This window comes from Mesorhizobium sp. B3-1-8, assembly GCF_006439495.1.
In the GTDB taxonomy this organism is placed as follows: domain Bacteria; phylum Pseudomonadota; class Alphaproteobacteria; order Rhizobiales; family Rhizobiaceae; genus Mesorhizobium.
In genome coordinates, this window is sequence record NZ_VFTK01000023.1 from 91,174 (window position 1) to 116,528 (window position 25,355).

A 25,355-nucleotide genomic window follows, 5' to 3' on the forward strand; every position below is an offset into this window, starting at 1 on the left:
TGACGGGATCCGTTAGAATGGATCTATGAGCAGGAACGATGTGATCGAACGGTTGCAGAAGTGGCATAGGCAACATCCTGCGTCATGAATATCACAAGACTTCCGAAGCCATCGTCTGGGCTGTCGTGACAGACAATTTGCCGGCGCTACGTGTTGCCATTGAACGCATTCTTGATGCTGCCGGCCCAGAGTTGCCCAGCTAATCGCTTTCTCGACGAAAAATTGCGACGGCATCCCTTACCCGCTTCGCCCCAATATCCCGGGCAGCTGCCTTTCCGGCGACGATCCCGACGCCGCCCGACTCGATCGCGCCGGAAAATACCGCTTGCATTTCGCAATCGGCCAAGTTACTCAACAACCGATTGCAAATTACAACTAGTTTAGGAGGCAATCATGTCCAAGCTGCGTGTCAACGGTTTTACCCTGTCGCTCGACGGCTACGGCGCCGGTCCCGATCAGACGCTTGAACATCCGCTCGGTGTCGGTGGCGAGACCCTGCACAAATGGTTGGTCACCACCCGGACATTCCACAAGATGGTGATTGGCAAGGATGGCGGCGCGACCGGTGTCGACGACGACTTCGCCATCTGCAGTTTCGAGAATGTCGGCGCCTACATTCTCGGCCGCAACATGTTCGGGCCGATCCGCGGCGAATGGCCGGACGACAACTGGAAAGGCTGGTGGGGCGACAACCCGCCCTATCATGTTCCGACTTTCGTGCTGACCCGCTACAAACGCGCGCCAATCACGATGGAAGGCGGCACGACGTTCTACTTCGTCACCGACGGCATCCACTCGGCGCTCGAACAGGCTAAGGCCGCGGCCGGGAGCAAGGATGTGCGGATCGGCGGCGGTGTTTCGACTTTCCGGCAATATCTCCAGGAACGGCTGATCGACGAGATGCATCTGGCGATTTCGCCGGTGCTGCTCGGCTCGGGCGAGCATCTTTTCGCCGACCTCGACATGGTGAAGCTCGGCTATCGCTGCACCGAGCAAGTGGCAACGGCGAACGCTTTGCATGTGATGATCGGGCGAGCGTGAGTACAGCTCTTTCTCCCCCTCACTATACGCGGAGAAATGCCCGGCAGGGCAATAAGGGCGGCGCGACCTTCGAGATTAGCGGCAAGCTCTCAATGGCAGCGAATTGGGGCCCAATCGCCGACGCCGGCGCAGCCCCTCATCCGTCCTTCGGGCGTTCGTCGTTCGAAAAGCCAAGCAATTGGCTTTTCGACCGCTGCGCGGACCACTCCTCACCTCCCCGTGAAACGGGGAGAAGGAAAAGACCTCAATACTTCTCCGGCACGTAGAGCTCGCGCGGCAGCACCTGGCGCTCGTAGGACGGGTTGAAGACGCGGTCGGGCAGCGAGATGTCCTCGTGCGGAACCTCCTCATAGGGCATCTGCTGCAACAGATGGTCGATGCAGTTCAGCCGGGCGCGCTTCTTGTCGTTGCCCTCGACGATGAACCAGGGGGCTTCGGGAATGTTGGTGCGTGCGAAGGTCTCTTCCTTGGCCTTGGTGTACTGCTCCCAGCGCACGCGCGACTGCAGGTCCATTGGCGACAGCTTCCACTGCTTCATCGGATCGTGGATGCGCATCAGGAAGCGCATCTGCTGTTCCTCGTCGGTGATCGAGAACCAGTACTTGACGAGCGTGATGCCGGAACGGACCAGCATACGCTCGAATTCCGGCACGTCGTTGAAGAACTCCTCGACTTGGTCCCCATTGGCAAAGCCCATCACCCGCTCGACGCCGGAGCGGTTGTACCAGGAGCGGTCGAACAGCACGATCTCGCCGCCCGCGGGGAGATGCGGCACGTAGCGCTGGAAATACCATTGCGATTTCTCGCGCTCGGTCGGCGCCGGCAGCGCCACGACGCGGGCGATGCGCGGGTTGAGCCGCTGCGTGATGCGCTTGATGACGCCGCCCTTGCCGGCGGAATCGCGGCCTTCGAAGACCACCACCAGCTTCTTCTTGTGGTAGGCGACCCAGGACTGCAGCTTGATCAATTCCGACTGCAGCCTGAGCAGCTCGCGGAAATAGGTCATGCGCTCCATGGAGGGCGGATGCGACTTCTTGTAGATCTTGGCGATCTCGAGCGAGAGCGCCGGCTCGGAAAGCTCCAGCTCATAGTCCTCGTCGAGCGTATCCTCGAGCTCGGCTTCCAGCCAATCCTTCGCCCCGGAATTCGGTTTCACTTCATTCATCGCGCAGCTCCGTCTGCCTGTCGGCCATCATCGCTTCGGAATCCGCTCCGTCTCCGGGCGGACACTCCGTAAGTCGACTGAGATACAGAGGCGCAATGACGGTTTTATTGCAATCGCCCGGCAGCAGGCCTCGAAGATATGTGATCGGTCCGTATCGATAGCGGGGCGACAAGCGGCGGGAATTGTCCTACAAATCCCCTCGCCTCTTCCCGGCGCTCGCCACGGCGCCTCTTCAAACAAATTGCGAGGACTGACATGGAATACCGCACGCTGGGCCGATCGGGCTTGAAAATCTCGACATTGACGCTTGGCACCATGACCTTCGGCGGCGCCGGTCCGTTCGCCGCCGTCGGCAATTCGGATCTTTCGGAAGCCACACGCATCATCGACACCTGCATCGATGCCGGCATCAACCTCATCGACACCGCCAATGTCTATTCCAACGGATTGTCGGAAGAGATCATCGGCGAGGCGCTTGGCGGCAAGCGCAAGAACGACGTGCTGATCGCCTCGAAGGCGCGCATGCGCATCGGCACCGGCCCCAATGACGAAGGCCTGTCGCGCCACCATCTGATTCGCGAATGCGAGAAGAGCCTGAAGCGGCTCAGGACCGACGTCATCGATATCTATTTCGTCCACCAGTGGGACGGGCTCACGCCGCTGGAGGAGACGATCGCGGCGCTCGACACCTTGGTCAACCAGGGCAAGATCCGCTATATCGGCTGCTCCAATTATTCGGGCTGGCAGGTGATGAAGGCTCTTGCCGTCAGCGACAGCCGCCATCAGGCCCGTTTCGTCACCCAGCAGATCCACTACACGCTGGAAGCGCGCGAGGCCGAATATGAATTGCTGCCGATCTCGGTCGACCAAGGCCTGGGCGTGCTGGTCTGGAGCCCGCTGGCGGGCGGCCTGCTCTCCGGCAAATACCATCGCGACAGCCCGACCGCGCGCCAGGTCGGCGGCTGGACGGAGCCGCCGATCCGCGACGAGGACCGCCTGTGGCGCATCGTCGACGTGCTCAACGAGATCGGCAAGGCACGCGGCGTCTCAGGGGCGCAGGTCGCGCTTGCCTGGCTGCTTGGCCGCCCGGCCGTGAGTTCGCTGGTGATCGGCGCACGCAACGAGGCGCAGCTCAAGGACAACCTCGCCGCGGCCAGCCTTTCGCTCACCGAGGAGGAGCGGCAGCGCCTCGACGTCGTCAGCCGGCCGCCGGTGCTTTATCCCTACTGGCACCAGCAGTTCACCGCCAGGGACCGTTTCGGGCCGGCCGATAAGGTGTTCGACCGCTCTCACGCTTAGGGCTGCGGCCGGACGTTCAGCCGGCGACGAAGCGCCAGACTTCCGCGTCGGGCTTTATCTGCCCGCTCAGCACGAAATATTTGTAGAGGACGAGCAGCGAGATCGCCTGCTCGTCCTGTTCATTGCCGAATTTGCGGCAATAGGCGTTGGCGGCGGCGGTTATCCGCCCCGCCTCGGCGGGGTGTTTTTCGAAATGGGCCACCTTGTCGACCAGATCGGAAAAATCCTGCCGCAGCGGCACGTAGTGGACATTGGGCTCGACCTGGGCTTCCGCGAACCAGGTTTCGTAGGTCGGCTCCGGCATCAGGCAGAGCGAATTGGAGCTCATGATCCATTTCAGGTTCGTCGCGACATCATTGCCTTCGAGCGAGACGATGTAGCGATACTGTCGCTGCTGCTCGATGTTCAGGAACGGCTTGCGGTATCCGTCCGGCGCGTCGGGCTTGTGGGAACCCGCGTCGCAAAACGGCAGGTCAGCGGCCTTTTCGACGAAGCGGGTGCGAAGCGGATTATTGAGATGCCCCCGCCAGACCACCATCGGCCGCTTGTCGGCGAAAGACACCTTGTCGGGCGGCATGTAGAAGTGGCGGAACTTGTTCAACTTCATCAGCACGCCGTTGGCGTTGTCGTCGCCAATGGGGCGGTCCTTGACGATCCTCGGCACCTCCGGAATGCCGACGACATCGCCATATTCGAAATCGATCAGCAGGCCGGGATCGAAGTAGCGGGCGAATTCCTTGAGATCGTAATAATACATGCTGGACGCGGACGGCAGCTTGCCGACGGCCACGGCGTCGGGACTCGGCACGAACGGGTGTTCCAGCTTGTTGTAGTAATTCAGTCGCTCGCGAACCGTTTTGCCCGAGAGCCTGGCCTGCTCGAGCCGGCTGGCCAGGCGGTCGCGGAACAGGGATTGCGGTGCGCGGTCACGCGCGAAATTGCGCGCGTAATAGAACAGCTTTGCGGCGGTTCGTGAGAGTGTGGCCATGCGTCCGCGAATTCAGCAAGATGGTCAACGGTAGTCTGCCTTCATCCCCCTCGTCTCCTACAGCATTCTCCCGGCCATGTTGCAAGCCTGCTAATGCGAATGCCACACGAGAACCTTACGCCGCGACGACGGCGAATCCTCTGGCGCGCAGGCCGCGCCGGTCGTCATGCAATGAGGTGACCAGCCGATCGCGGCTGCCTGCTATGTGAGCGGAAAGCAGCCCCGCCGCTTCGTCCGCGTGGCCGGCCTTGACGGCGGCGAGGATGGCATGATGTTCGGCCCAGGCACGACCGAGCGCGCTTTCATCGCGCACCTCCAGCCAGCGCGCCCGCGACAGCCTGGTCATCGCGTCGCGAACGGCCCTGAGCAGAAACTCGTTGCCGGAAAGCCTGGCCAGCTCAATGTGGAAATCCATGCCGACGCGATGCCATTCCTCGCGCGGCGTCTCGGTATCGCAGGAATCGAGCATCGCCGCGATCACCTCGGTGCCGCCACGGTCTTCGAGCGCCGCCGTCAGGCGAACCGCGGCGACCTCGACCGCCTCGCGGTAGACGGCGATCTGCCCGAGTTCCGCCAGGTTGATCGGCGCCACCGTCCAGCCGCGGCCGTCGCGGCCGATCAGCCCTTCCGTTTCCAGGCGCAGCAGCGCCGCCCGCACCGGCGTTCGCGAAGCGCCGAACCGGCTCTCGATCCAACGCTCGGTCAAACGTTCGCCCGGGCCGATCTCCAGGCCGAGGATCATTTCGCGAAGCTGTCTTTCGACATTTTGCATCTGCGACATTGTCGTCTCGCTTTCCAAAGCCGCATCGACAGCGCCCGCATTGACAGCGGTGAGTGTCAGGTCCATGACGAATACCGGCTTGGTATCCCAAATTGGTATCCGTAACAACCCCAGCATCGGCACGCATGACATGACGCCCAACGAATCCGAACAGAGCGACTTCAACATCCATTGGCGACGCAACCTCGCCGTCTGCTTCGCCGGCTCGTTCAGCACGCTTATCGCCATGACGCTGCTGCTGCCGTTCCTGCCGCTTTACGTCGAGCAGCTCGGCGCCGAAGGCCACGCGGCGATCGTGCAGTGGTCGGGCATCGCCTATGGCGCGACCTTCTTCGCGGCCGCGCTGGTCGCGCCCTTGTGGGGACGGCTGGGCGACCGCTACGGCCGCAAGCTGATGCTGGTGCGCGCTTCGTTCGGCATGGCGATCTGCATGTCGCTGACCGGGATGGTTGAGAGTGTGTGGCAACTGGTGCTGCTTCGGCTGCTGATCGGTTTTGCCGGCGGTTATTCGTCGGGCTCCACGATCCTGGTGGCAATGCAGACGCCGAAGGAGCGCTCGGGCTGGGCGCTGGGCGTGCTCGCGGCGGGTATCACCGCCGGTTCGCTGGTCGGACCGCTGCTCGGCGGCTTGCTGCCGCCGCTGATCGGCATCCGCGCGACCTTCCTGCTTTCCGGCGCCGTGATCTTCCTGGCCTTCCTGGCGACGACTTTCCTGATCAAGGAGAATCCGCCGGCGCCTAAGCCCGCCTCGACAGCGAAGCCGAAAAGCGGCTGGTCGCAGATCCCCGACAAGCGGCCGATCGTCGCCATGCTGACCACCGGCATGCTGCTCGCCTTCGCCACCATGTCGATCGAGCCGATCATCACCGTCTATGTGCAGCAGCTCGTCGAGGACCAGAGCAAGGTGACCATGGTCGCTGGCGTCGTCATGTCGGCGGCAGCGCTCGGCACCATCCTGTCCTCGTCTTGGCTCGGCAAGCTCGCCGACCGCGTCGGCCACTGGAACGTCGTAGTCGGCGCACTTGCCGTCTCGGCATTGCTGCTCATTCCGCAAGCCTTCGTCACCAATGGCTGGCAGTTGATCGGTCTGCGCTTCCTGATGGGCCTGGCGCTGGGCGGGCTGTTGCCCTGCATCACCAGCGTCATCCGCCACAACATCCCCGACGGGATCGGCGGCAATGTGCTTGGCCTGGCGATCTCGGCGCAATATGTCGGCCAGGTCGCGGGACCGCTGTCGGGCGGTTTCGTCGGTGGGCATTTCGGCATGCGCTCGGTGTTTTTGGGCACATCGGTGCTGATGGCGCTGGGTGCTGCCTACAACTGGATTGTCCAGTCGCGCCGCGCACGGCATATGCTGCTTGAAGCTGGCGAATCCTGATCGGCGCACCGCCCAAGCGCAGCATGGAGCATCCAAGATGAGCCTTACGGGCCAACCATCAGGCGGCGGGAGCCGCGTCCTCGTGCTGGCAGCCGGCCTCGTCGGCGCGGCCGGCGTGGCGCTGTCGGCTGCCGCCGCGCATCGCGGCGGCGCCTTCACTGGCACCGCGGCCAATTTCCTGCTGATGCATGCGCCGGTGTTCCTTGCCATCGGCCTTGCCGGCGGCAACCGCTGCCTCAGGATCGCCAGCCTCGTCCTGCTCGCGGGCCTGCTTCTGTTCTGCGGCGATCTGCTCGCCCGCGACTTTCTCGGCTCGCGGCTGTTCCCGATGTCGGCGCCCATTGGGGCACCCTTCTGATCGCCGGCTGGATGGCGATCGCCGTCTCGGCGCTGTGGCGCCCTCGCCCTTAGGCTATTTTCAACGGCTATTTTCGGCCGATCCGCCGCTTGTGCTGGCGCGCAGGCAACTCGCCGACGCGGCGCCGTTCAGGCTGCTCGGTTCCGGGCGTGATGCCCCAATAGTTGCGGTAGATGTCCTGAAACAGATGACCAATCGGATGCATGATCATTTCTCCTTAGGATTGAACCGATCCAATCTATCGACGCTGAAAATCGCTGCGGCTCAGCCGCGCTTGCGCTCCACGAGAAAGCGCGGGGCGCGCCTCCATGGACTCGACCTGCCGCGCCGCTTCTCGCTGACGATGACCGAGGCGATGCCCCAATCGTTGCGGTAGATATCCTCGAACAAATAGCTCACCGGATGCATGGCACCCTCCTGTCGAAATCCGCTCCACCATGAAGCGGAAATTTGGATCGATTCAAATCATAGGCCTTATTTGCCCCACGTCAACTGAATTTGAATCGATCCAACAAAAATGTTAGATGACCGACAACAATTCAGCGGTCATGTTCATCGCGTTGACCGGATTCGGAGGAACGACATGGCATCACTCCTCGAAGGCCAGCCAAGACCGATCAGGTTGGCCGACATCGCCAAGGCCGCCGGCGTCTCGCATGGCACGGCCTCGAATGTTTTCAGCCGCCCCGAGATCGTACGCGCCGAAGTGCGGGAACGGGTGAAGGCGGTCGCGGAGCAGATGGGCTATGCCGGCCCGGACCCGAAAGGCCGCCTGCTGCGCGCCGGCAAGGTCAACGCCATCGGCGTCGCCACCACGGAGCCCCTCTCCTACTTCTTCGACGATCCCTTCGCCCGCGTCATGATGGCCGGCATTTCCGAAGCCTGCGACGCCACCGGCGCGGGCATCGCGCTGGTTTCGGCCGCCAACCAGGAAAAACTCGCCTGGAACATCCAGAGCGCGCTTGTCGACGGTTTTGTGCTGTTCTGCATCGAAGGCGGCTCGCGCCTTGTCGACCTGACGCGCGAGCGCAGGCTGCCCTTCGTTGCGCTGGAGCTCGGCTTCCAGGACGAGACCGTGTCGGCCATCGGCGTCGACAATGTCGCAGGCGCAAGGCTTGCCGCCCGCCATCTCGCCGAGCTTGGCCATCGCCGCTTCGCCGTCCTGTCGCTCGGCTTTGCCGACAACCGCACCGGCTTCGCGACGCCGGAAGCGGTGCGCAGCGCGGTCTACACCGGAACGCGCGATCGCCTTGCCGGCTACTTCGAGGAGCTTTCCCGCTTCGGCATCGATACGGCGAAAATCCCGGTCTATGAGACCGAGAACGAAGAAAAAAGCACCAGGGCCGGCCTCGAGGCGATCTTTGCCAAGGGGGAGCCGCCGACCGCCATCCTGGCTATGTCGGATCGCATGGCCCTGATCGCCATCGACTGGCTGAGGGCACGCGGCCTCAATGTTCCCGGCGATGTCTCCATTGTCGGCTTTGACGGCGTGCCGGACGGCGCGCTGGCCACGCCGCCACTGACGACGATCGCCCAGCCGATCATGGAGATCGGCCGTCGCGCCGCGCGCATGATCCTCGACCATGACGGCGCGGTGCGGCGCGAGACGATGGGCGTCGAGTTCGTCGTCAGAGGCTCGACCGGTCCGGCGCCGAAAGCCTGAGCGGGCTCAGGTAATTCCGCGCGGATAGACCACCCGGCACTTTCCTTGCGCTGCGGTCAGTAGCCGCCCGCCCGCGCCGGCAGCGGCTGCACGCCGAACGTCGCACGCGCAGGCTCCTCGCGTACCGGCTTGGCGCGGGAGGGGCCGAGGCTCGCAAGCCATTCGAGGTAGAGTGCAAGCGCGAGTTGCATGGCGATGCCTGCAGCGATCAGAAGCGTGTCGTAGGCCGGGCCGCCCGGATTGATCAGCTTCAGCACCTGCGCCGCCATGGCAAGCAACGTGCCGGCGATGAACACCGGCAGCGAGCGCTTGCCCAGGATCGCCAGCGGATTGTCGGGCCGGACGCGGAAGAGGTTCGAGACAGCCGGCAGCGCCACGATCAGATAGCTGACCGACAGGATATGCAGCAGCCGAGGCAGCGACAGGAAGGTCTTATCGAAGCCGCCGATCACCACCGGCAGGTCGAACCAGGTGATCTGCCCCCAGAGCGGGCTGTGCACCCAGATCGCCGCTCCGATCACATAGATGCCGGCGGCACCAAGCAGCCACGGATTGACTGGGATCCGCCCGCCGCGCTTCACATGCAGCATGGCGGCAAGGCCGATGTTGAAAAGGAACTGCCAAGACAGCGGGTTGAGGAACCAAAGGCCTGGCTCCGGATAGTTCGGCGGCGCGATCTGCCAGATGCCTGCGACGAGCCACAGCAGGCCGGACGCGATCAGCGCCGGCACGGGCCGATAGCTGACGAACAGCACGAAAGCAGGCGCCGCCAGAAGCAGCGCCGCATAGACGGGCAGGATGTTGTTATAGCCGAGTTGGTGGCCGAGCGTGACGATGCCGAGCAGCACCTGCGGCGTGTTGCGCATCAAGGGTTCGATGTTGATCATCATCAGGATTTCCGGCCGGTGCGCGAACAGCGCGGCGGCGCAAAACAGCGCGATCACCACCATCGTGATGACGATGTGGGAGATGTAGAGCACGCCAGCGCGCCGCCACATCTTCAAGGTCGCGAGCAATCGGCCGCCCGGCTTGAACGTCGTGCCATAGGCCAGCGCCACCGAGATGCCGGAAATCAGCACGAAGGCCTCCGCCGCATCGGAAAACCCGAAATTCTTATAGGTCCAATTCTCGAAGACCGTGCCAGGCACATGGTCGACGAAAATGGTGAGCAGCGCGAGCGCGCGCAGCACGTCGATCCGCGTATCGCGCTCGACGATACGCTTGTTGCGATCGTTACGCTTGTCGCGATCGTTGGAAACAGGGGTGGTCATCGACAAAAGGCCTCAAAGCTGGTTGTTCATAGCCAGCAATGCGACCCCCGGGGCGCACCGCTTCGATTCCTCCCAGGAGGAGTGTATCGGCGGAAAAACGGCCTGAATTGCGCCTGGTTCAATCAACTTTCGCGGAGCGCGAAAATATTCCGTTTTGAAGCCGGCAAATCAACGAATCTCTCATGGAATCAAATGGATGTGAGCGTGTTCGAATATAGCGACGAAAACAGCATCCTGCGCGAGGATCTGACATTTCCCTACCGTCTGCTGAAGCCGGCAAACGCCAGCGGCGACTGCCTCTTCGTGCTGCACGGGTCAGGCGTGGACGAGACGACGATGCTGCCGCTGGCGATGCAGATCGCGCCGCGTTCGGTGATCGTCGCAGCGCGCGGCCGCATTCGGCAGGAGGACGGATTTCGCTGGTTCGAGCGAATCACGCCGACCAGTTTCGAGCAAACCTCCATCCGTGCCGAGACGGCCGCCTATGCCCAGTTCGCGACGGAAGCCGCGCGGCAACATGGGCTCCACCTGCAACGCGCGACCTTCCTTGGTTATTCGAACGGCGCCAATGTCGTCTCCAGCCTGATGCTGCTCCATCCCGGCCTGGTCAAGCAGGCGGCGCTGTTGAGGGCGATGCCGGTGCTCGACAATCCTCCAACGTCAGATCTTAGCGGCACACGGGTGCTGATCGTCGCCGGCGCCGCCGACCAGACCTATGGTCTGTTCGCTCCTGCCCTGGTGACGCTGTTCAGCGAGCGCCGCGCCGAGGTCGACGCGCGCATCGTCGCCTCGGGCCATGAATTCGGCGATGCGGACGCCGCGATCGTGCGACAATGGCTGGCGGCGCCGGCTGCAGAAGCGAGGGGTCCCTCCGCATAGGCCCTGAAATGTAATCTATTTCACGGCCCAAGCGCCACGCCCGGCCATTGTCATATGTCTGTCACACACTGTCTATCGAGATACTGTTCACCGAGGGGGAGGTCTCAATGGCCGACGAGAACAGCATCACTCTGCTCGACGACACTTCGAAGTTGCCCGCCATTGCCGCCAGCCCGGGCGAGGTCGCCAGGATCGAAGGCGGCATCGATATTCGCGACCGAGCGGCGATTTCGGTCTTCGGCGACCGCGCCCAGCAAGCGGTCAGCGACTATGCCGACAAGGTCCTGTCGCAGATCCGCAACCGCGATCTCGGCGACACCGGCACATTGCTTACCGACATCATCATGAAGGCCAGGAACCTCGATCCGGCTTCGCTGAAGGACGAAGGGTTCTTGAGCAATTTGTTCTCCTCGTTCAAGGCTCGGCTCGAGCGCTTCAAGGAAAAGTACGAGGACGTCGCCGGTCAGATCGACCGTATCGGCCTTGAGCTCGACCGTCATAAGGACACGCTCAGGCGCGACATCGCCGTGCTCGACGACCTGCACGAGCAGACCAAGGACTCCATCCTCAATCTCGACGCCTATGTGCAGGCCGGCAAGAAATTCGTCGATGAATACCGCGCCGACGAGCTGCCGAAGCTGAAGGCCGCGGCGGAGGCGAAGAGCGCCGACACCGCCGGCTCCCTGGAGGCGCAAACCTACCAGGACGCCGTGCAGGCGCTCGACCGGCTGGAAAAGCGCATCTTCTATCTGGTGCAGGCGCGCCAGCTCGGCATCCAGCAATTGCCACAGATCCGCATTGTGCAGTCGGGCGACGAGACGCTGATCGAGAACCTGCAGGCCACCTCGGTGCTGACCGTGCCGGCTTGGAAACAGAAGATGGTCATCCTGCTTGGGTTGACCAACCAGAAGTCGGCGCTGGAGCTGCAAAAGACGGTGACGGACGCCACCAACGAGATGATCCGCCAGACATCGAAGATGATGAAGGATCAGGCCATCTCAATCGAGGAGCAGGCGCAGCGCGGCATCGTCGATGTCGAGACGCTGGCGCAGGCCAACCGCGATCTGATCGACACGGTGCAAGGTGTGCTCAAGGTCCAGGAGCAAGGCCGGCAAAAGCGGGCCGACGCCGAAAAGCAGATGGACCAGATGACCGCCGACCTCAAGAAAGCGCTCACCCAGGGCTGACGGGGCGTCGATGCCAATGAAGCTTTCGTCCGTTCTGGCGTTGGCGGCCGCGCTGCTGCTGGCGGCCTGCAATTCGAGCAACGTCAAATTCTCGATCGTGTCCGGTTCGGAGAACACGGTGCTGGAGCCGATCGTGCAGGAGTTCTGCGCCAAGCAGGGCGCGACCTGCACCATCTCCTACCAAGGCTCGCTCGATATCGGTCTCGGTCTGCAGAAGGCCAGCGGGCTCGATCAGGACGCGGTCTGGCCGGCGTCGAGCGTCTGGGTCGACCTGTTCGATACCGGCCGCAAGGTACGCAACCTCACCTCGATCGCGCAGATGCCGGTCATCCTCGGCGTGCGCAAATCCAAGGCCGCCGAACTCGGCTGGATCGGCAGGCAAGTCTACATGAAGGACATCCTTGCCGCGGTGAAGGACGGCAAGCTCAAATTCCTGATGACCTCGGCCACGCAGTCCAACTCCGGCGCCAGCGCCTATCTGGCGATGCTCTCCAGCGCGCTCGGCGGCAAGGAAGTGATCCAGCCCGGCGACCTCGACAACCTCTCCGTGCACGACACGGTCGGCGCCCTGCTGCAGGGCGTCGAGCGCTCTTCCGGGTCTTCAGGCTGGCTGGCCGACCTCTATGTCGATTCCGCGCGCAAGGGCACGCTCTATGACGCGATGTGGAATTACGAGGCGACGCTGAAAGAGACCAACGACAGACTGAAGCAAATGGGCGACGAGCCGCTCTACGCGGTCTATCCGGCCGATGGCGTCGCGGTCGGCGATTCCCCGCTCGGCTTCATCGATCACGGGCGCGGCGCCGATGTCGAAAAGTTCTTCGCCGACCTGCTCGCCTATCTGCAGTCGGACACGGTGCGCAAGCGCATCGCCGACACTGGCCGGCGACTGCCGCTCGGCGGCGCCTCGGTCCAGGCGACGGCTGAGCCCGACTGGAATTTCGATCCGGGCAAGCTGGTGACGTCGATCCGCATGCCGGAACCCGCGGTGATCCGCAAGGCGCTTGACCTCTACCAGCAGGCGCTACGCAAACCGTCATTGACGGCGCTCTGCTTCGACTTCTCGGGTTCGATGGAGAACGAGGGCGAAACGCAGTTGCAGCAGGCCGCGCAGTTCCTGTTCACGCCGGAAAAGTCGAGCGAAGTGCTGGTGCAATGGACGCCGTCCGACCACATTTTCGTGCTGCCTTTCGACAGCAAAGTGCGCGACATTTTCGACGCGACCGGTGATCCTGCGGGCCAGAACCAGCTGCTTGGCGACGTGGCGCAGCAGCGCGCCGGCGGCGGTACCGACATGTATGCCTGCGCCTCGCAGGCGCTGCAGAAGATCCTGACGACGCCCGACCTGCCGAAATACCTGCCGGCCATCGTCATCATGACGGATGGCCGCACCGACGGCAGCGCCGAGCCGTTCTTGGCTGAGTGGCGCCAGGCGCCGCTGCGGGTGCCGGTGTTCGGGATCACCTTCGGCGATGCCGACAAGAGCCAGCTCGACAGTCTCGCCAAGGCGACCTCGGCGCGTGTCTTCGACGGCGGCGGCGACCTTGCGGGTGCCTTCCGCGCGGCGCGCGGCTACAACTAAGGCCAACCATGCGCGGCTTGTTCGGCAATGACTGGAACTGGATCGCGGCGGGGCTGGTGTCGGCCGCGCTGCTGATTGGTCTCGGCACGTTCACCCACTTCCCCTTCCTGGTCTCGGCGGTGATCTCGGTTCTGGTCTTTGCCGGATTGATCTTCGTGCTGGCGCCACGCCAGCTGTTCGAAGGGCTCGACCTGCGCTCGATAGGCGGCGGCCAAGTGGCGTTCGCGCGCGAATTGCTGGCGCAGGCGCAGCCAGCGGCCGACCGGCTGGCGGCCGCGGCCGGCTCTATCGCCGACAAGGACATAAAAGCCAAGGTGAAGAACCTTTCCGATATCGCCGCCGACGTCATCTCCAAAGTCGAGGCGAAACCGGCAAGCGCTGCTTCCGTGCGGCGCTTCCTGACCTATTACGTGCCGCAGGCGGCGGAAGTCGCGGAAGGCTATGCCACGCTTGCCGATCGCCGCGCGCCAAGCCAGCAGCGGCTTGCCACTGTCGGCGCGGTGATCACCAAGCTGCAGGACGCCTTCGTCCACTATGCCGACAGCCAGGCGGACTCCGAGCTTGGCACGCTCGACGTTGACCTTCGACTCATCCAGGAGTCGCTGAAAGAGGATATCGGTCGCTGATGGCCCTTTCTCGCCGCGCTTTCGGACTGGGACTGCTTGCCGCCGCCGCGGCCGGAACAGGCGGCTATCTGACGCTCAAGGACCGGCCGGAGTTTCGCGGTTATCTCGGCAACCGCGCGCATCTGTTCGGCTTCGTCGGCGGCGAGAAGCAGGCTTTCCTGGCCGACCCCGATGTGATCGGCGCGCTTGGCGGCTACGGGCTGGAGCTCGACGCCCGTGTCGCCGGTTCGGTCGAGATGGTGCGCGAGCCGGCGCTCCTGACGCAGAAGCCGCAATTCCTGTGGCCGTCCTCGTCGATCATGGTCGATCTCGCCCGCAAAAGTGGCGTTTCCGTCCGCAACGACCAGGTCGTGCTCAACTCGCCGATCGTCGTCTACACCTGGGGCCCGGTGGTCGAAGGCCTGAAGAAGAGCGGCCTGGTCACCGTCGCCGCCAAGGGCGGCTACAACCAGCTCGACCTCAAGGCGCTGCTCGATGCCATCCTGGCCGGCAAGAACTGGTCGGATCTCGGCATTTCCGAACTCTATGGTCGCGCACGCATCGTCTCCACCGACCCCAACCGCTCCAATTCCGGCTTCATGTTCGCAGGGCTCGTGCTCAGCCTGATGAGCGGCGACGTGGCGACGCAGGAACTGCTTGCCCGGCATGGCGAGGAGGCGAAGTCGATCTTCCGCAGCATGGGCCTGAAATCGTCCTCGTCAGGCAAGCTGTTCGACCAGTATATCGCCGGAGGGCTCGGCGCCGAGCCGATGGTGGTGGGCTACGAAAACCAGCTCGTGGAATGGGCGCTTGCCGATCCGGAGCGCTGGCAGCGCGTACAGGCCGGCGCCGGCGCCAAGCCGGAGATCCTCTATCCGCGCCCCACCGTCTATTCGGCGCATCCGCTGATCGTCATCGATCCGGCGGTCGATCCGCTGCTCGAAGCGCTGACCAGCGCGAAGCTGCAGCAACTCGCCTGGTCGAAGCACGGGTTCCGCGGGCCGCTCGGTACCGTGGCGGGCGATGCAGACGCCATCGCCGGCGTGCGGCCGGCCGAGATCGAGGCGGTGCTGCCGATGCCTTCGGCCGACGTCATGCTTTCTCTGCTGTCGCAGATGGAAGGCTGACCGGCCAGCTTGGCCGATCCCTCACCCCTGCCCCATCCTGTTCCAGGCATCCAAACCCGCAATCTTGTAAGCCTCGGCCAGCGTCGGGTAATTGAAAGTGTTGTTGACGAAGAAGTCGACCGTGCCGCCGAGGTTGATCACCGCCTGGCCGATATGGATGAGTTCGGTCGCGCCCTCGCCGACGATATGGGCGCCGAGCAGGCGGCGCGTCTCGACCGAGAACAACAGCTTCAGGAAGCCGCTTGAGACGCCCATGATGTGGCCGCGCGAGGTCTCGCGGAAGCGCGCCAGGCCGACCTCGTAGGCTGCGCCGCTGTCGCGCACCTGTTCTTCCGACAGGCCGACCGTGGAAATTTCCGGCACGGCGTAGATGCCATAGGGAAAGCTCTCCGGCGGCGGCGGCAGGTGGACCCCGAAGGCGTGGCAAGCCGCCACCCGGCCCTGCTCCATCGAGGTCGAGGCGAGGCTCGGGAAGCCGATGACGTCGCCGGACGCGTAGATGTTTGAAACCGTGGTCTGGAAGGTATGCGGATCGACCTTGATGCGGCCGCGGGCGTCGGCCTCGATGCCGACCGTGTCGAGGCCGAGGCTGGCGACATTGCCTGTGCGGCCGGCTGCGTAGAGCACCATCTCGGAGCGGATGGTGCGACCGTCGGCCAGCGTCACTTCGGCGTGGTCGGGTTTCGAGGCGATCTCCTTCACCGTGCTGCCGAGGCGGATGGTCATGCCGCGGTCGCGCATCTGGTGAATGAAGTCGTCGACGATCTCGCGATCGATGAAGTCGAGGATGGTGTTGCGCGGCTCGACCAGTGTCACCGGGACGTCGAGCGCGGAAAAGATGGTGGCGTATTCGACGCCGATGACGCCGGCGCCGATCACCGTCAGCGTGCGCGGCAGATGGTGGAGTTCCAGCATCTCGTCGCTGTCGAAGACGCGCTTTTTGTCGAAGGGCACGTCGGCCGGCCGGTGCGGCCTGGTGCCGACGGCGATCAGCGCGTTGGCGAAGCCAACTTCGCTGTAATCGCCATTGTCGGCGGTCAGGCTGACCTTGTTCGGCGTGAGGAACTTCACGGCGGCGCGCGCGCTCTTCACCGTGTTGCGCATGAACTGATGCTGCAGCACCTCGACCTCATGGTCGAGCGTCTTGTGCAGCCGGTCGACCAGATCTGAGATCGAAATGTCCTGCTTGACCCGGTAGCCACGCCCGTAGAAGCCGCGTTCGCGCCAGCCCGAGAGGTTGAGCACCGTCTCGCGCAGCGTCTTCGACGGGATGGTGCCGGTGTGCACCGAGACGCCGCCCAGGCGCCGGCCCCGGTCGACCACCAGCACCGACTTGCCGAGCTTGGCCGATTGCACCGCGGCGCGGCGCCCCGAAGGGCCGCTGCCGATGACCAGCATGTCGTAGTCCATGTCCCGTCCCCTTTGTGCGCCGCAGCAAGCTAGACCGGGAAGAATGTCATGTTCAACAGGCAACACCATTCCCTCGGCAGACGAATCCGCCAATGCAGCCGAAAGCAGGCGAATCCTTAACTGGACGGCAAGGCTTGCGTGCAATGGTCCATGTCGAGGGACCACCGGGGTGGCAGGGTTGACGATTTCCAAAAGCGATGCGTTGCCTGGCGCGGAAACGGGTTTCTGGCACGGCCTTCAGAGCAGCGCGGTTCTTACCGATCTGCGCGAAGGCCTGTTCCGTTTCATCGCGTTGGCGGTCGCCGCGGTCTTCGTCTATCGCGGCGCGTACCAGATGGTTATCGATCCGGGCAGGCTGAACGTCCTGCTGCTCATGATCTCAGATGCGCTGACTTTCATCTGGCTGCTGCTGGCGCGCCGACCGATTGTCCGCGACTGGAGCCCTTTCACGGTATTCATCTCGCTGACGGCCGGTTTCGGCTCGGGTTTCGTATCGCTCCAGGACGGAACCGCCATCATCCCGCTCTATATCGCGGCGCCGCTGCAATTCCTGGCGCTGTGGCTGGTGATCTGGGGCAAGATGTCGCTTGGCCGCTCCTTCGCCATCCTGCCCGCCAATCGTGGCGTCGTCACCGGCGGCGCCTATCGGTTCGTGCGGCACCCGATCTATGCCGGCTACCTGGCGGGGCACATCCTTTTCCTGCTGTCGAGCTTCTCGATCTACAATTTCACGGTCTACGCGATCATCACCCTGTTCCAGATCCATCGCATCCTGCGCGAGGAGCGCATCCTGGCGCTCACGCAGGAGTATCGCGACTATCTCTGGCGGGTCCGCTACAGGCTCTGCCCCGGCATCTTCTGATATCGCGCCGGTCCGCCGGCGGGCACCTTCCTTGAATTCCGGGCCACCCTCACCATTTGAAAAGGGCGGCAGGCATCCTCAAGCGGATGCCGCGATTGAGGAACGGATATGAACACTCGCGCCTATCGCGGGGTGCGGATAAGGCGCATCTTCGCCTTCCTGCTCGACTATTTCTTCGTCGCGCTGCTGACCATTCCCTTCGCCATCCTGGTAGCCATTCTCGGGCTTTTGACTTTCGGCCTCGGCTGGGCGCTGTTTTCGGTGCTGGTGCCGATGGTCGCCATTCTCTACATCTGGAACACGCTGGGCAGCCGCGGCCAGGCGACGACCGGCATGAAGATCATGGGTATCCGCCTGGAGAAGCTCGACGGCAGCCGCATCGACGGCATGACGGCCGTGGTTCACTCGGTGCTGTTCTGGGCCGGCAACGTCATCCTGACGCCGCTGGTGCTCCTGATCACGCTGTTCTCCGACCGCAAGCGCACGCTGCACGACCTGCTGCTCGGCACGGTGGTCACCCGCACCGATATCTGACGGCGTTCCACGGCCGTGTCGATCAGACCGCCGCGCCGCCTGCGCACAAATATGAACAGGTCGAGCCCGTCGCGTCCGCACAATCCTGTTGAATTTTTCGTCGACCGGGCCAAAGGTAGGGCGATTCGCAGGAGCGTTTCCAAGATTAGATGACGCAGCATCCGACCCAGTCGCCGCAGTTCTTCCTGACCGCGCCGTCGCCGTGCCCTTATCTGGAGGGACAGTTCGAGCGCAAGGTGTTCACGCACCTTGTCGGCGACAAGGCGCCGGAGATGAACGACCTGCTGACGCAAGGCGGCTTCCGGCGCTCGCAGAACATCGCCTACCGTCCGGCCTGCGAGTCGTGCCGCGCCTGTGTGTCGGTTCGCATCCTGGCACAGGAATTCAGCCCCAGCCGCAACATGCGCCGCGTCATCCAGCACAATGCCGACCTTGTCGGGGCCATGCATGACGCGCAGCCCTCGACCGAGCAATACTCGCTCTTCCGCGGCTATCTCGACGCCCGCCATCGCCGTGGCGGCATGTCGGACATGACCGTGCTCGACTATGCGATGATGGTGGAAGACACGCATGTCGACACCAAGATCATCGAATACCGGCGTCGCGGCCCCGACACGTTCATCACCGGCAAGGGCCATGGCGAGCTGATCGCGGTCGCGCTCACCGACAAGATGGCCGATGGCCTGTCGATGGTCTATTCCTATTTCAATCCTGACTTCGAGGACCGCTCGCTCGGCACCTTCATGATCCTCGATCACATCGCCCGCGCCAAGGCGATGGGACTGCCCCACGTCTATCTCGGCTACTGGGTCAACGGCTCGCGCAAGATGAATTATAAGATGCGCTTCATGCCGCAGGAGCATCTCGGCCCGAAAGGCTGGGAACGCTACGACCACGAAGCGGTCAGTCGCTAAAACAGTTTTCCCGAACCCGCCCTTATTGTGTTTCAAGGGAGAAGACGCCGATCTTGCGCGCCCTCGCGCGCGAGGTGTGCAATCGCGCCGGCCCTTGCTCTCGCTTTGTTTCGAGAACGATCACATGTCTTCCCACACCGATCACCAGAAAGGCCTCCTCGTCACCGCCATCGGCGGTCTGGTGCTGAGCATAGATATTCCGCTGATCCGGCTCGCGGATGGCGAAGCTTGGACCATCCTTTTGCTGCGCACCAGCTGCACCTTGGCGGCGGCGCTGATCATGTGGGCGGTCTGGCGCTTGTACAGCAAGAATGCGCCGCAGCTCATACCCGGCTGGTCGGGGCTGGTCGTGGCCGTGATTTACGGGCTCGGCGCGGTCGCCTTCATGACAGCCGTCTATCATACATCGACAGCCGATCTGGTCTTCATCCTGGCCTTCAACACCGTCTTCGCGGCGCTGCTGTCGTGGCTGTTCCTGAAGGAGCGGCCGCGACCGCTGACCCTCGCCGCAATGGCGCTGATGATCGTCGGCGTCGCCATCATCGTCGGCGATTCCGTCGGCACCGGATATTTGTTCGGCGACCTGATGGCATTGTGTTCGGCCTTCCTGATTGCCTGCGCCATCACCATCTCGCGCGCCAGCGGCAAGGACATGGGCTTTACCGCGCTTATCGGCGTGATCCTGCCTTTTGGAGTGGCGGCGTTCATGGTCTCCAGGACCGGCTTTCAAGTCGAAGCGCCGTGGTGGATCATCCTGAACGGCGGCGTCGTCATGCCGATCGCGTTCTTCTGCCTCGCCAACGGACCGAAATACATCTCGGGCGCGGAAGTCGCGATGTTCTATCTCTTGGAAACGATCCTGGCGCCGGTCTGGGTGTGGATGATCTTCGCCGAGACACCGTCACGCAACAGCCTGATCGGCGGCGGCATCATGATCGTAACGCTGGTCGCGCATTCGCTCTGGCAATTGCATGAGGGCCGCAAGCGCCGTGCGGACCTCGCGGTGCATCACCCAGCCTGAATCTTCCTTGGCTCGGCGGCAGCCTCGATCCGGGGCGGCGCGCCGGCCTCGTCGGCGACAGGCGGAAGCTCGTCCATGATCTCGACCTCGCGCAGCCATTCGCGCCAGATGGCGACGAGCAGCGCCATCAACACCGGGCCGATGAACAGGCCGAGGAAACCCATCGTCTTGACGCCGCCGATCAGGCCGAAAAAGGTCGGCAGGAAAGGCAGCTTGATCGGGCCGCCGACGAGCTTGGGCCGCAAGGTCTTGTCGACGATGAAGAGCTCGACCGCGCCCCAGATGAACAGGGCCGCGCCGGCGAAAAGCTTGCCGCTGGCGGCGAGGTAGATCGACACCAGGGTGAAGGAGAGCGGCGCGCCGCCCGGGATCAGCGCCATGATGCCGGTAAGCGCGCCGAGCGTCACCGGCGACGGCACGCCGGCGAGCCAATAGGCGATGCCGAGCACCAGGCCCTCGCCGATGGCGATGATGGTCATGCCGGTGACCGTCGAGGAGATGGTTGCCGGCACGACACGCGAGATCCGCTCCCAGCGTGTCGGCAGGATGCGTTCGCCGAGGCGATCGACCTGGGCCGCGAAAGATTCGCCGTCGCGATAGGCGAAGAACAGCGCGATCATCATGAACAGAAGCGTCAGCAACAGGCCGAAGGCGCTGCCGCCGGCGGCCAAGGCGCCGCGATAGATGCTGCCGATATTGGAGCCGCTGATCAGCTGGATCAATTCGCCGATGCCGCCGGGATGGCCGAGATAGCCCGTCCACTGCTCGTTCAGCCACTCGCCGACGACCGGCATGGTGGCGATCCAACCCGGTGTCACCGCGCCGTGCCGATTGGTCTCGATCGCCCAGGTCACCCACTCGCGCAGCTCGTTGATGGCATAGGTGCCGGCAAGCGCGATCGGCACGACCAGGAAGGTGAGGATGAAAAGTATGGCCAAGGTCGCGCCGACGGTGCGGTTGCCGCCGACGGCGACGAGCAGCCGGCGGTAGAGCGGCCAGCTGGCGAAGGCGATGACGAGGGCGGCCAGCACCGGGAACAGGAAGCCGTGGAAGAAATAGACGCCGGCGGCGGCGATCAGCACCAGGAGCCAACGCGCCGCCGACAGCGGCGGGATGACGGCCGCCCTGAGCGGCGTCGACAGGCCGAACAGGCGCTGCCCCGGTTTCTGGATTTCAGCCCGCTTCAAGCGTGCGTTTCTCCCCTGCCCGATGGTTCAATGGATGCTTATGCACCATCATAGTGCAGCAATCGTGACGATAGTCCAAATGATTGACTGATCTCCCCTCTCGTGGGGGAGATGAGCTAACTTCACCCGAACTTGCCCGTCCTGGGGAAACCCTTCGGCACCATGCGGCCGGCCGCGGCGCGCGCGCCGATCCACTCGGCAAGCTCCTCGCGCGACTTGGTAAAGGTGCGATCGGCCGAATCCTGCCAGGAGAGCCCCGTCTCGAGGGTGAAGGTCTTCAGGTCCAGCACGCCGCCATCCTTGTATTTCTGCAGGCGCACGCCCTTGCCGCGCGCCATTTCCGGGATTTCGGCCAGCGGGAAGACCAGCATCTTGCGGTTCTCGCCGACAATGGCGAGATGGTCGCCCGACACCGGGATGCAGCGCTTGGCCTCGTCCGGCGCCTTGACGTTCATCACTTGCTTGCCCTTGCGGGTGTTGGCGACGACCTCTTCCTCCGAAACGACGAAACCGTTGGCGTCGTAGGAGACGAGCAGCAGCTTGCGTTTGGGATCATGGACAAAGGCGGTGACGATGTCCTGATCGTTCTCCATGTCGACGATGATGCGGATCGGCTCGCCATGGCCGCGCCCGCCCGGCAGCCGGTCGGCGCCGATGGTGTAGAACTTGCCGCCGGTGGTGAAGACCAGGATCTTGTCCGTAGTCTGGGCATGGAAGGCGAGCTTCAGGCTGTCGCCTTCCTTGAAGGCGAGCTGCGAATGGTCGGTCAGGTGGCCCTTCATGGCGCGCAGCCAGCCCTTTTCCGACACAACGACAGTGACCGGCTCGCGCTCGATCATGGCGTGCGCGATGTCGGTCAGGTCATGCTCGGGCGCATCGGCGAACTGGGTGCGACGCTTGCCGAGTTCGGTCTCCGGACCGAACGTGTCGCGGATCTTGGTGACTTCCCACTTGATCGTCGACCATTGCTTGGCGTCGGAAGCCAGCAGGGCCTCGATCTGCTTCTTCTCGGCGGTGAGGCCGTCGAATTCCTTGCGGATCTCGATCTCTTCGAGCTTGCGCAACGCGCGCAGGCGCATGTTGAGGATCGCTTCGGCCTGGTTGTCGGTGAGCGACCAGCGGGCTATCATCACCTGCTTGGGCTCATCCTCCTCGCGGATGATCCGGATGACCTCGTCGATGTTGAGATAGGCGATCAGATAGCCGGCGAGGATTTCCAGCCGCTTCTCGATCTCGCCGAGCCGGTATTTCGAGCGGCGGATCAAAACCTCGCGGCGGTGGTCGAGCCACTCCTTCAGCACGCCCTTCAGCGACAGGACGTTCGGCACCTTGCCGCGCGACAAAACGTTCATGTTGAGCGGGAAGCGGCTTTCGAGCTCGGTGAGCTTGAACAGCGATTCCATCAGGATGCCGGGATCGACCGTGCGGCTCTTCGGCACCAGGACGACGCGGATGTCTTCCGCACTCTCGTCGCGGACGTCTTCGAGCAGCGGCAGCTTGCGCGCCATCAACAGCTCGGCGATCTTCTCGATCAGCCTGGCCTTCTGGACGCCGTAGGGGATTTCGGTGACGACGATGCTCCAGGTGCCCCTGCCCTGGTCTTCCTGACCCCATTTCGAGCGCACGCGAAAACCGCCACGGCCCGTTTCATAGGCTTCGAGGATCGAGGCGCGGCTGTCGACAATGATGCCGCCGGTCGGGAAATCCGGACCCTGAACGAAATCCATCAGTTTCGCCACCGGCGCGTCCGGATGCTCGATCAGGTGAAGTGCCGCGTCGCAAAGCTCGGCCGCGTTGTGCGGCGGGATGGAAGTCGCCATGCCGACGGCAATGCCGGAGGAACCGTTGGCGAGCAGGTTTGGGAAGGCGCCGGGGAGCACCACTGGCTCTTCATGGTCTCCATTATAATTCGGGCGGAAGTCGACGGCATCTTCGGTGATGCCTTCCAGCAGTTCCGACGCCACCTCGGTCATGCGCGCTTCGGTGTAGCGCATGGCGGCGGCGTTATCGCCGTCGATATTGCCGAAATTGCCCTGCCCGTCGACCAACGGGTAGCGCATCGAGAAATCCTGCGCCAATCGCACCAGCGCGTCATAGATGGACTGGTCGCCATGCGGGTGGAAATTGCCCATCACCTCGCCGACGATTTTTGCGCATTTGGCAAAACCCTGGCCGGGGTTGAGCCTGAGCAGGCGCATGGCATGCATAATGCGGCGATGGACCGGCTTCAGCCCGTCGCGCACATCCGGCAGTGCCCGGTGCATGATGGTCGACAGCGCATAGGCGAGATAGCGCTTTTCAAGCGCTTCCTTCAGGTCGACCGGTTCGATGTGGTCGCCGCCGCCATTGTCCTGCGGCGGCAAAAGCCGCTTTCCCATGGGTTTGGACTAGCCGAGCGGATGATTCGCGGCAAGCGCCGGCGTGAACATCGGCGGATTCGTCGCGGCCGTGGACGCGCACCGGCGGTGTGAAGGATTTCACGGAAGCACCAAGGCGGCGGCTGCAATTTGCCGCCGACCTGCAACAGGCCGCGGCGGCGTCATGACTCCGGCCAACATCAATCCGTTACATGCGGCCTCTATCTCGCATGCAACACGCTGGCGGAAGGGGCCGCGGCCTTCATGACAAATTCACCGCATCGGGCAATGGCTGCCGACCGGCGTTTGCTTTTCATCGCCGTTTTCGACAAATGGGGCCGGAAATGCCTTTTTCCCGTCCCGTTCGTCACGGAATGGTGATGGAGCAGATTTCAAAACAATTTCACATAGCCAATCAGGACAGGGAACTCGCCATGACAATCCAACGCTCAACGCTCAAGAAACTGGCTTTTTCGACCTTTCTGCTGACGCTGCCGCTCAATGCGGCCTTCGCCGCCGATCCGGCGGTGGCCGAGCGCATCAAGGCAGCCCTTGCCGCCCAGGGCGTCGACATTTCCTGGACAGGCGTCTCCGGCGACGATTCGAACGCCGTGCTGCAGGGCGTTTCCATCAAGCCGGCGGCCGAGAAGGAAGCGCTGCCGATCGGCGACGTGAAGCTGGAAGGGGTCAGCGAAGCCAACGGCGGCTATGAGATCGCCACCGTCTCGACCTCGCCTTTCAAACACAGCAAGGATGGCGTGACACTCAACCTCAGCCCGGTGGTCATCCACGACATGAAGGTTCCCGCCGAAGGCGGCACCGATCCGCTCGGCTCGCTGATGATGTACAAGTCGGCGGAACTCTCCAACATGACGGTCAAGGTCGGCGACAAGACGGCTTTCGCGATGGACGGGCTTGCCGTCCAGATCACCCCGCCGGCCGACGGCAAGGCGATGGACTTCACCGCCAACACCGAAAAATTTACCGCCGACCTGTCGCTGGTCGACGATCCGAAGTCGAAGGAAGCCATCGAGGCGCTGGGCTACCAGAACATCTCGGGCAACATCGCGATGGCCGGAACCTGGCAGCCGAGCGACGGCAAGATGGAGCTGTCGAAATATGACGTCTCGGTCGAAAATGCCGGAACGCTCGGCATGACCTTCGACCTCGGCGGCTACACGGTCGACTTCATCAAGTCGATGCAGGAGATGCAGAAGAAGCTCGCCGCCCAGCCGGAAGGCGCCGACAATTCCGCGCAAGGGATGGCCATGCTCGGCCTGATGCAGCAGCTTTCCTTCAACGGCGCCTCGGTGCGCTTCGAGGACGATTCGCTCACCGGCAAGGTGCTCGACTATGTCGGCAAGCAGCAGGGCATGTCGGCCAAGGACGTCGCCAACCAGGCCAAGGCGATCGTGCCGTTCGGCATGGCGCAGCTCAACAATCCCGAGCTGACGGCCGAGGTGTCGGCTGCCGTCAACACCTTCCTCGATGACCCGAAGAGCCTGGAAATCTCGGCCGAGCCGCCGTCGTCGGTGCCCTTCGCGCTGATCATGGCCGGCGCCATGTCCAACCCGCTCGACCTGCCGAAGACGTTGGGCGTCAAGGTCAAGGCGAACCAGGACTGATCGAATTAGCTGCCTTCTCCCCGTCACTATACGGGGAGAAGGTGCCGGTGTCCGAACCGGATAGATAGGTAACAGAATGGACCGATTGCATGGGTGACAGTTTTCTTGTCCGCCGGAGGAC

24 protein-coding genes and 1 pseudogene are annotated in these 25,355 nt (G+C 63.4%); 16 read left to right on the forward strand and 9 right to left on the reverse strand.

Annotation, left to right across the window (positions count from 1 at the left end; all coding sequences use genetic code 11):
- Positions 1-74: 74 nt before the first annotated feature.
- On the forward strand, positions 75-203 hold the full coding sequence (locus FJ424_RS21405; protein WP_264296195.1) for a DUF86 domain-containing protein: 129 nt from the start codon (positions 75-77) through the stop codon (positions 201-203).
- A 190-nt stretch (positions 204-393) separates the two neighbouring features.
- Positions 394-1,041 (forward strand): dihydrofolate reductase family protein, encoded by a 648-nt coding sequence (locus tag FJ424_RS21410; RefSeq protein ID WP_140659105.1) that lies wholly within the window; start codon positions 394-396, stop codon positions 1,039-1,041.
- A 244-nt stretch (positions 1,042-1,285) separates the two neighbouring features.
- Here the strand turns inward: FJ424_RS21410 and ppk2 are convergent, their stop codons facing one another.
- Entirely contained in the window at positions 1,286-2,206 is a 921-nt protein-coding gene (gene ppk2 / locus FJ424_RS21415; protein ID WP_140659106.1) for a polyphosphate kinase 2, read from the reverse strand.
- A 255-nt stretch (positions 2,207-2,461) separates the two neighbouring features.
- On the opposite strand from ppk2, the gene FJ424_RS21420 reads away from it, so the two are divergent.
- Positions 2,462-3,505 carry an aldo/keto reductase gene (locus tag FJ424_RS21420; RefSeq protein ID WP_140659107.1) on the forward strand — a complete coding sequence of 348 codons (1,044 nt, stop codon included), beginning with the start codon at positions 2,462-2,464 and terminating at the stop codon, positions 3,503-3,505.
- Between the two features lie 16 nt (positions 3,506-3,521).
- Here the strand turns inward: FJ424_RS21420 and FJ424_RS21425 are convergent, their stop codons facing one another.
- The gene (locus FJ424_RS21425; protein ID WP_140659108.1) at positions 3,522-4,493 is read right to left on the reverse strand and encodes a glycosyl transferase family 90; all 972 of its coding nucleotides are present in this window, start codon (positions 4,491-4,493) and stop codon (positions 3,522-3,524) included.
- Between the two features lie 115 nt (positions 4,494-4,608).
- The gene (locus FJ424_RS21430; protein WP_140659127.1) at positions 4,609-5,274 is read right to left on the reverse strand and encodes a GntR family transcriptional regulator; all 666 of its coding nucleotides are present in this window, start codon (positions 5,272-5,274) and stop codon (positions 4,609-4,611) included.
- A 130-nt stretch (positions 5,275-5,404) separates the two neighbouring features.
- Here FJ424_RS21430 and FJ424_RS21435 point away from each other — a divergent pair, with 130 nt between their 5' ends.
- Together FJ424_RS21435 and FJ424_RS21440 are read left to right on the forward strand one after the other, a co-directional pair.
- Complete coding sequence (locus FJ424_RS21435; RefSeq protein ID WP_140659109.1) at positions 5,405-6,652, forward strand: MFS transporter; 1,248 nt, start codon at positions 5,405-5,407, stop codon at positions 6,650-6,652.
- A 37-nt stretch (positions 6,653-6,689) separates the two neighbouring features.
- Positions 6,690-7,063: pseudogene (locus tag FJ424_RS21440) on the forward strand (DUF423 domain-containing protein).
- Between the two features lie 14 nt (positions 7,064-7,077).
- On the opposite strand, the gene FJ424_RS33665 reads toward FJ424_RS21440, so the two are convergent.
- Together FJ424_RS33665 and FJ424_RS33670 are read right to left on the reverse strand one after the other, a co-directional pair.
- Positions 7,078-7,215, reverse strand: coding sequence for a hypothetical protein (locus FJ424_RS33665; RefSeq protein ID WP_181182196.1), 138 nt, complete (start codon positions 7,213-7,215; stop codon positions 7,078-7,080).
- 59 nt (positions 7,216-7,274) lie between these two features.
- On the reverse strand, positions 7,275-7,418 hold the full coding sequence (locus tag FJ424_RS33670) for a hypothetical protein (RefSeq protein ID WP_181167102.1): 144 nt from the start codon (positions 7,416-7,418) through the stop codon (positions 7,275-7,277).
- A gap of 175 nt (positions 7,419-7,593) precedes the next feature.
- Between FJ424_RS33670 and FJ424_RS21445 the strand changes: the two genes are divergently transcribed.
- Positions 7,594-8,673 (forward strand): LacI family DNA-binding transcriptional regulator, encoded by a 1,080-nt coding sequence (locus FJ424_RS21445; RefSeq protein WP_140659110.1) that lies wholly within the window; start codon positions 7,594-7,596, stop codon positions 8,671-8,673.
- Between the two features lie 56 nt (positions 8,674-8,729).
- Here the strand turns inward: FJ424_RS21445 and opgC are convergent, their stop codons facing one another.
- A complete protein-coding gene (opgC, locus tag FJ424_RS21450) occupies positions 8,730-9,944 on the reverse strand; it encodes an OpgC domain-containing protein (RefSeq protein ID WP_140659111.1) in 1,215 nt (404 codons plus the stop codon).
- A gap of 204 nt (positions 9,945-10,148) precedes the next feature.
- Here opgC and FJ424_RS21455 point away from each other — a divergent pair, with 204 nt between their 5' ends.
- The 5 genes from FJ424_RS21455 to FJ424_RS21475 all read left to right on the forward strand — a co-directional run bounded on the left by FJ424_RS21455 (position 10,149) and on the right by FJ424_RS21475 (position 15,324).
- Complete coding sequence (locus FJ424_RS21455) at positions 10,149-10,823, forward strand: alpha/beta hydrolase (protein WP_246677317.1); 675 nt, start codon at positions 10,149-10,151, stop codon at positions 10,821-10,823.
- Between the two features lie 107 nt (positions 10,824-10,930).
- On the forward strand, positions 10,931-12,010 hold the full coding sequence (locus tag FJ424_RS21460; protein WP_140659113.1) for a toxic anion resistance protein: 1,080 nt from the start codon (positions 10,931-10,933) through the stop codon (positions 12,008-12,010).
- A 10-nt stretch (positions 12,011-12,020) separates the two neighbouring features.
- A complete protein-coding gene (locus FJ424_RS21465) occupies positions 12,021-13,592 on the forward strand; it encodes a substrate-binding domain-containing protein (protein ID WP_140659114.1) in 1,572 nt (523 codons plus the stop codon).
- An 8-nt stretch (positions 13,593-13,600) separates the two neighbouring features.
- On the forward strand, positions 13,601-14,218 hold the full coding sequence (locus FJ424_RS21470; RefSeq protein WP_140659115.1) for a 5-bromo-4-chloroindolyl phosphate hydrolysis family protein: 618 nt from the start codon (positions 13,601-13,603) through the stop codon (positions 14,216-14,218).
- Positions 14,218-15,324 (forward strand): substrate-binding domain-containing protein, encoded by a 1,107-nt coding sequence (locus tag FJ424_RS21475; protein WP_140659116.1) that lies wholly within the window; start codon positions 14,218-14,220, stop codon positions 15,322-15,324. Before FJ424_RS21470 ends, FJ424_RS21475 begins: the two co-directional genes overlap by 1 nt.
- A 21-nt stretch (positions 15,325-15,345) precedes the next feature.
- Here the strand turns inward: FJ424_RS21475 and sthA are convergent, their stop codons facing one another.
- Positions 15,346-16,734, reverse strand: a complete 1,389-nt coding sequence (sthA, locus tag FJ424_RS21480; RefSeq protein WP_140541258.1) for a Si-specific NAD(P)(+) transhydrogenase — start codon at positions 16,732-16,734, stop codon at positions 15,346-15,348.
- Positions 16,735-16,903: 169 nt separating this feature from the next.
- Between sthA and FJ424_RS21485 the strand changes: the two genes are divergently transcribed.
- From FJ424_RS21485 to FJ424_RS21500, 4 genes are all read left to right on the forward strand, one after another.
- The gene (locus FJ424_RS21485) at positions 16,904-17,596 is read left to right on the forward strand and encodes an isoprenylcysteine carboxylmethyltransferase family protein (RefSeq protein WP_246677318.1); all 693 of its coding nucleotides are present in this window, start codon (positions 16,904-16,906) and stop codon (positions 17,594-17,596) included.
- Positions 17,597-17,704: 108 nt separating this feature from the next.
- Positions 17,705-18,130 (forward strand): RDD family protein, encoded by a 426-nt coding sequence (locus FJ424_RS21490; protein WP_140659118.1) that lies wholly within the window; start codon positions 17,705-17,707, stop codon positions 18,128-18,130.
- Between the two features lie 149 nt (positions 18,131-18,279).
- Positions 18,280-19,044 (forward strand): arginyltransferase, encoded by a 765-nt coding sequence (locus tag FJ424_RS21495; protein ID WP_140659119.1) that lies wholly within the window; start codon positions 18,280-18,282, stop codon positions 19,042-19,044.
- Positions 19,045-19,168: 124 nt separating this feature from the next.
- Complete coding sequence (locus tag FJ424_RS21500; protein WP_140659120.1) at positions 19,169-20,065, forward strand: DMT family transporter; 897 nt, start codon at positions 19,169-19,171, stop codon at positions 20,063-20,065.
- Here the strand turns inward: FJ424_RS21500 and FJ424_RS21505 are convergent.
- Entirely contained in the window at positions 20,053-21,252 is a 1,200-nt protein-coding gene (locus tag FJ424_RS21505; protein ID WP_140659121.1) for an AI-2E family transporter, read from the reverse strand. The genes FJ424_RS21500 and FJ424_RS21505 overlap by 13 nt on opposite strands.
- Positions 21,253-21,374: 122 nt before the next feature.
- On the reverse strand, positions 21,375-23,630 hold the full coding sequence (parC, locus tag FJ424_RS21510) for a DNA topoisomerase IV subunit A (RefSeq protein ID WP_140659122.1): 2,256 nt from the start codon (positions 23,628-23,630) through the stop codon (positions 21,375-21,377).
- Positions 23,631-24,043: 413 nt separating this feature from the next.
- On the opposite strand from parC, the gene FJ424_RS21515 reads away from it, so the two are divergent.
- Positions 24,044-25,234, forward strand: a complete 1,191-nt coding sequence (locus FJ424_RS21515) for a hypothetical protein (protein ID WP_140659123.1) — start codon at positions 24,044-24,046, stop codon at positions 25,232-25,234.
- The last annotated feature ends 121 nt before the right edge of the window (positions 25,235-25,355 follow it).

Excerpts from the sequence above, each read along its gene's own strand:
- FJ424_RS21430 (WP_140659127.1), bottom strand. The coding sequence starts at position 5,274 with ATGTCGCAGATGCAAAATGTCGAAAGACAGCTTCGCGAAATGATCCTC.
- FJ424_RS33670 (WP_181167102.1), bottom strand. The coding sequence starts at position 7,418 with ATGCATCCGGTGAGCTATTTGTTCGAGGATATCTACCGCAACGATTGG.
- FJ424_RS21515 (WP_140659123.1), top strand. The coding sequence starts at position 24,044 with ATGACAATCCAACGCTCAACGCTCAAGAAACTGGCTTTTTCGACCTTT.
- FJ424_RS21425 (WP_140659108.1), bottom strand. The coding sequence starts at position 4,493 with ATGGCCACACTCTCACGAACCGCCGCAAAGCTGTTCTATTACGCGCGC.
- ppk2 (WP_140659106.1), bottom strand. The coding sequence starts at position 2,206 with ATGAATGAAGTGAAACCGAATTCCGGGGCGAAGGATTGGCTGGAAGCC.
- FJ424_RS21420 (WP_140659107.1), top strand. The coding sequence starts at position 2,462 with ATGGAATACCGCACGCTGGGCCGATCGGGCTTGAAAATCTCGACATTG.
- FJ424_RS21470 (WP_140659115.1), top strand. The coding sequence starts at position 13,601 with ATGCGCGGCTTGTTCGGCAATGACTGGAACTGGATCGCGGCGGGGCTG.
- FJ424_RS21460 (WP_140659113.1), top strand. The coding sequence starts at position 10,931 with ATGGCCGACGAGAACAGCATCACTCTGCTCGACGACACTTCGAAGTTG.
- FJ424_RS21445 (WP_140659110.1), top strand. The coding sequence starts at position 7,594 with ATGGCATCACTCCTCGAAGGCCAGCCAAGACCGATCAGGTTGGCCGAC.
- FJ424_RS21465 (WP_140659114.1), top strand. The coding sequence starts at position 12,021 with ATGCCAATGAAGCTTTCGTCCGTTCTGGCGTTGGCGGCCGCGCTGCTG.
- FJ424_RS21490 (WP_140659118.1), top strand. The coding sequence starts at position 17,705 with ATGAACACTCGCGCCTATCGCGGGGTGCGGATAAGGCGCATCTTCGCC.
- sthA (WP_140541258.1), bottom strand. The coding sequence starts at position 16,734 with ATGGACTACGACATGCTGGTCATCGGCAGCGGCCCTTCGGGGCGCCGC.
- FJ424_RS21410 (WP_140659105.1), top strand. The coding sequence starts at position 394 with ATGTCCAAGCTGCGTGTCAACGGTTTTACCCTGTCGCTCGACGGCTAC.
- parC (WP_140659122.1), bottom strand. The coding sequence starts at position 23,630 with ATGGGAAAGCGGCTTTTGCCGCCGCAGGACAATGGCGGCGGCGACCAC.
- FJ424_RS33665 (WP_181182196.1), bottom strand. The coding sequence starts at position 7,215 with ATGCATCCGATTGGTCATCTGTTTCAGGACATCTACCGCAACTATTGG.
- FJ424_RS21500 (WP_140659120.1), top strand. The coding sequence starts at position 19,169 with ATGTCTTCCCACACCGATCACCAGAAAGGCCTCCTCGTCACCGCCATC.
- FJ424_RS21475 (WP_140659116.1), top strand. The coding sequence starts at position 14,218 with ATGGCCCTTTCTCGCCGCGCTTTCGGACTGGGACTGCTTGCCGCCGCC.
- FJ424_RS21435 (WP_140659109.1), top strand. The coding sequence starts at position 5,405 with ATGACGCCCAACGAATCCGAACAGAGCGACTTCAACATCCATTGGCGA.
- opgC (WP_140659111.1), bottom strand. The coding sequence starts at position 9,944 with ATGACCACCCCTGTTTCCAACGATCGCGACAAGCGTAACGATCGCAAC.
- FJ424_RS21495 (WP_140659119.1), top strand. The coding sequence starts at position 18,280 with ATGACGCAGCATCCGACCCAGTCGCCGCAGTTCTTCCTGACCGCGCCG.